This is a genomic window from uncultured Campylobacter sp. (assembly GCF_938045225.1).
Classification (GTDB): Bacteria; Campylobacterota; Campylobacteria; order Campylobacterales; family Campylobacteraceae; genus Campylobacter_A.
The window spans coordinates 1-4146 of the sequence record NZ_CALINL010000063.1 but is presented as its reverse complement, the minus strand read 5'-3'; the positions used below and the strand labels follow the sequence as shown (position 1 = coordinate 4146).

Genomic DNA, 4146 nt, shown 5'->3' with positions numbered 1-4146 from the left:
GAGGTTTTTCTATTGCGCTTATTATAAATATGGCAATACGGCAAAGAGCACATGTGCGCTCGCTATCGTTTTGTGCCCTAGAGTATTTTGCTACCTCTTCGCATACATTCCCTACTAGCTTCGCGCGTTGGATTTCTGTGCTTAGTTTTTGTTCTTGCTTTTGCTCTTGTATCAATTTGTAAATTTCGTTTAGTTGGTTTTGCATATTAGCTCCTTACGGGTTGCCGATACGGCTTATTATGCCACGTAAACGGCGGTCTTTGCTCGTCATCGTCTTGGCGTCTAGTGCTGCCTGCGCGCTTTCTTTGACTTTTCGCAATATCTCCGCCGCGTGCGCGGGCAAAACTACTTTCTTGCGCCTTAACATTTTGATCTCCTCTTGCGCCGCTTTTAGCTTAGACTCTATGCTATCCATGTTTCTTGCCTTTTTAAATTTCGATCGCCCCAAACAGCGCGCCCGGGTCGAAAACCCTATAGCCGTTTAGCAGAGCGTGATTTATCTCCATTAAAATGCCTTTTGAGTCCTGGGTTATACGATAGTCACAAGTCTTCTCGCTAGGCACAAATATCGCACCACAGCTATCAAGCTGCTTTAGGCAAATTTGCATAACTTCGTCATAGTCTAGATTTCTATACCGCGCATTGTTTAGCACCGGGCTAAAAAGCTCGTATCGCTCGTCGCCGTCAAAATACTCGTTGGCTTCGGCTAGAGCTTTAATCGCTACTTCGCGCGCTGTTTTTTTGTCGTCGCCGAATGCAGAATAGGGGCTGCAAACGTAAATTTTAATAACTTCCATCACGCACCTCTTAAAACGGTATCGTTTCGTCTATATAGTCGCTAGCATCTAAGGCCTCGCTAGTGGGCGGCACGTCTTGATACTCGCTACGCTTAGGAGCGCTCCAAACGACATCATATAGCACATCCTCTTTGGCTTTTTCGCCGGCGTTAAAAAGAGCGATATAAACTTTATATCCCGGGACCGCAGGAGTCTCGATAAAACCGCTTATATAATTTTTCATGCCGTCCTTGCTCTGTCTGCGCCATAATGCGCCTATGATCTGCCTTTGCCCTTCGTAGCCTTTAGGCTTTTGCATCGCTAGCTGAAAATCGGGAAAGTCTTGATTTTTCTTTTTGTCCTCGGCGCTTGAGCTTAACATAACTACTTCTAAAGGCCTCAAAAATGGAATCACTATAACTCCGCCGATATACCCTACGTCTGCGCCCTCGGCGTTTTTATAACTTTTCCGCTTGAAATAACCCACGTTCATATCTTACTCCTCAAATAAATTTCGTTCTTTTGGCGCCGCGGTATCCGTGAATATCTCGTCGCCGTCCTCGATAGCGCGCTCCATAGACATCTCTTTTTTTGGGTCTAGCATAAATTTAACCCTCTTCGCCGCTAAGTCCAGCATCAAAACGTCGTAAACTAGTTTTTGGCCGCTAGGGCGTATCTTTAAAATAGGCAAAACCATCTTTTTCTCCTTTTAGCCAATAAAATATATTCCAAAAAGACACAATAGTACTAATATCCAATCCCTTGCAAAGGTTAGTTTTAGTCCTGCAAGCCTAATTATCTCTGAATTTCTGAATTGCCCAATTATTCTTAGGACAAAAAACACGACTGTACTCCATAAAAGCACTTTTAAAACAATGCTCATCTCTTCTCCTTTATAAATTTGCTAAATTTTGACATATCGCTAAAACTAAAACCAACCCCAAGGCCGCTAAAAACCTTTTAGCCCCGCGGATAAACAAAGCGCGCCCCAAAGACGGGGAACTGCCCAAAGCACGGCGCGGCACGCCGGCGGCGTCGTAAATCCTAATCGCTACTTTTTTCATCTTGCACCTCCGCGTCTATGACGTCGTCCTCGACCTCGATCGTGATCTCGTTTAGGCGGGACAAAATCTGCTGCGCCGAAACGGCTTCGGGCGGCATGATGGCTAGACGGTCTAGCATCTTGTCGCTTCTGCCGGCTGAAAGCGTAGAGATAAATTTCGCTCGCTCGAAGTCATCGGCGCTAACCATGCCCGTCTCTCGCTGCCTAGCTACGATGCGCCTCGCCTCGCCCTCCATGATCTCGTAGCTAGCCGCTAGCAAGACGTTGTTTCGCTCGATATCTACCTTGGTGTTTTTAACCACGGTTTCTAAGCTTGACTTTTGCAATAAATTTCTAGTTTGCTTGTCCTCGCTCATAGCTAGAGTAACTTTGTTTTGCAAAGCCTGCGCCCAGTTAAAATCCTTTTTCCAGCGATTTATAGAGCTACTAGAGCCTTTTAACCCTAGCGCGTCTAGCTTGGAGGCTAGCTGCTCCTCGCTGATAGGTTTATAATCGGTTTCAAACGTTGCGCTATCAAGATATATCTCGAAGGCTTTTTGCTGCGTTTCGTTCATCTGCTTCATGATTTTCCTTTTTGGCTCGCGTGGCTCACAATCCTCAAAAAACCGTGAGCCACCCCAACCCCCTAAAATACGCAATTCTATAAACTCTCTGGCTCATAAGTTTAAACAACTTGAGCCATCAGTTAAACACGATTTTATCGATGTTTAATAGCTTAAGAATTCTCTTTGGCTCACCATTTTTTTATATATAGGTTCTGAAAAAAATTTTGAAAAACAAAAAAACGATTTCAAACCGATATAGGGGCAAAAATGGCGAGATTGTGAGCCAACAGCACGCCAAGCCCCAAAAATACAGCTTTTCGTTGGCTCAAGAAAAATAAAAATCGTGAGCCAGAAGTGAGCCACCCAGATGTAAAACATCTATCAAACGCCCTAAAATAGGACGCTTTGTAGATATTTTTAGTTAAAATCATCGTGAGCCACAAAGAAAGATTAGTTTTCATCGGATTTAGCTCCGCCTGCTTGATAATAGCTCATTTGATTTATTATAATTTCGCCGCCATTTTCTATCTTTATACTGTCAAAGTCGAGATTGTCGCTGCTAACCCTAAAACCGAAAAAGCATCTAGGCCTTTCGCCTACGCCGGCGTAATTTACCGGCATTCGTTTTTGGCCGTAAGAGCAGCCGATACCCGCAAGCGTAAGCTCGTCGCGTAGAGCCTGGGCGAAGTTTTTTTGTGCTATAGGCTTGCCGCCTTTGTCGTTCATGTATGCTAGATAAATTTTATAAAGCGGTACCGACGGCACAAAATAATCCGCGTCCGCAATGATCGCGTCTTTGACAAAAGTGCGAAGCGGATTTACGCTATCTTTATACTCTTCGAGTTCCGTTTGCATGCGTTTAGAGCGTGTAAATTTGTTTTGTTTGATGAGGCGCTTTAACCCCTCGAGTGCCATGTTAAAAATGCCGGCCAACTCGTCGCTGAAACGATCGCTAAGGCCGCGTATTTTTTGATTATCTTTTACCTCTTTATCAAATACTATAAGCAGCATACGCCTAAATACGCCGTTATCGATGCCGCTTTTTGGCTTTTCGTTACCGGCAAACGCAAGTTTAGGCTTTTCGCTAGGAAGCAGCGAATAGGGCTCTTCGTTTTTCGGGTTTATAGTGATCGCGTCTTTGGTACTAACGATAGCTTTTAGATTTGCTAGTTGGCCTTTATCGGTGCCGTTTTTGTCGATCTCGGAACCGATATTTAAGAGTTTGTTTGTCAGCGCGCAAAGTTGGTGCCCCTCAAATTGCTGGAGCTGAAGGGATGAGACGTTATCCTCGCCGAAAAAGTTTCTGATGGTGTCTAGGATTACGCTCTTGCCGTTCGCGCCGCTCTTGCCGTATAGAAACAAAAAGCTTTCAAACTCATGGCTAGGCATAAAGCAGTAGCCGATAAACTCCATAAGAGTTTTTATGTCATCCTCGTCGCTCATTATATCGCGCAAAAATTTAGTCCATTTCGGGCATTTAGCCGAAGTGTCGTAGTTAAATTTTAAGATATTCGTTGCGGCATCTTTGTAGTCGTGTTTTTCCTTAAAGGTGATGACGCCGTTTTTGCTGATAAAGATCGTGCCGTTTAGTAAATTTATAACGCGGCGCGGCTCGTGCGCTTTGATCTCGTCTAAATTTAGCGACAAACTCGTTAGATCCTCTACGATTTTATTTACGTTTTCGCGGCTTTGCTTTTTCTTGTCTACGTACGCGGCGACCATCCAGTGCGTGTGGATAAATTTGGCTAGCGCATTGGTATCG

8 protein-coding genes are annotated in these 4146 nt (G+C 44.5%); all 8 read right to left on the bottom strand.

The window, feature by feature from the left end:
- Positions 1-205, bottom strand: a 205-nt coding sequence (locus Q0200_RS02940; RefSeq protein ID WP_297937526.1) for a hypothetical protein, incomplete at its 3' end; no start/stop codon positions are given.
- Between the two features lie 9 nt (positions 206-214).
- On the bottom strand, positions 215-415 hold the full coding sequence (locus tag Q0200_RS02935; protein WP_297937524.1) for a hypothetical protein: 201 nt from the start codon (positions 413-415) through the stop codon (positions 215-217).
- A gap of 13 nt (positions 416-428) precedes the next feature.
- Positions 429-797, bottom strand: a complete 369-nt coding sequence (locus tag Q0200_RS02930) for a hypothetical protein (RefSeq protein WP_297937522.1) — start codon at positions 795-797, stop codon at positions 429-431.
- 10 nt (positions 798-807) lie between these two features.
- Entirely contained in the window at positions 808-1269 is a 462-nt protein-coding gene (locus Q0200_RS02925; RefSeq protein ID WP_297937520.1) for a DUF736 family protein, read from the bottom strand.
- A gap of 3 nt (positions 1270-1272) precedes the next feature.
- On the bottom strand, positions 1273-1473 hold the full coding sequence (locus Q0200_RS02920; RefSeq protein WP_297937518.1) for a hypothetical protein: 201 nt from the start codon (positions 1471-1473) through the stop codon (positions 1273-1275).
- 196 nt (positions 1474-1669) lie between these two features.
- On the bottom strand, positions 1670-1840 hold the full coding sequence (locus Q0200_RS02915) for a hypothetical protein (protein ID WP_297937516.1): 171 nt from the start codon (positions 1838-1840) through the stop codon (positions 1670-1672).
- Entirely contained in the window at positions 1821-2402 is a 582-nt protein-coding gene (locus Q0200_RS02910) for a hypothetical protein (RefSeq protein WP_297937515.1), read from the bottom strand. Before Q0200_RS02910 ends, Q0200_RS02915 begins: the two co-directional genes overlap by 20 nt.
- A gap of 432 nt (positions 2403-2834) precedes the next feature.
- Positions 2835-4146, bottom strand: a 1312-nt coding sequence (locus Q0200_RS02905) for a phage/plasmid primase, P4 family (RefSeq protein WP_297937514.1), incomplete at its 5' end; no start/stop codon positions are given.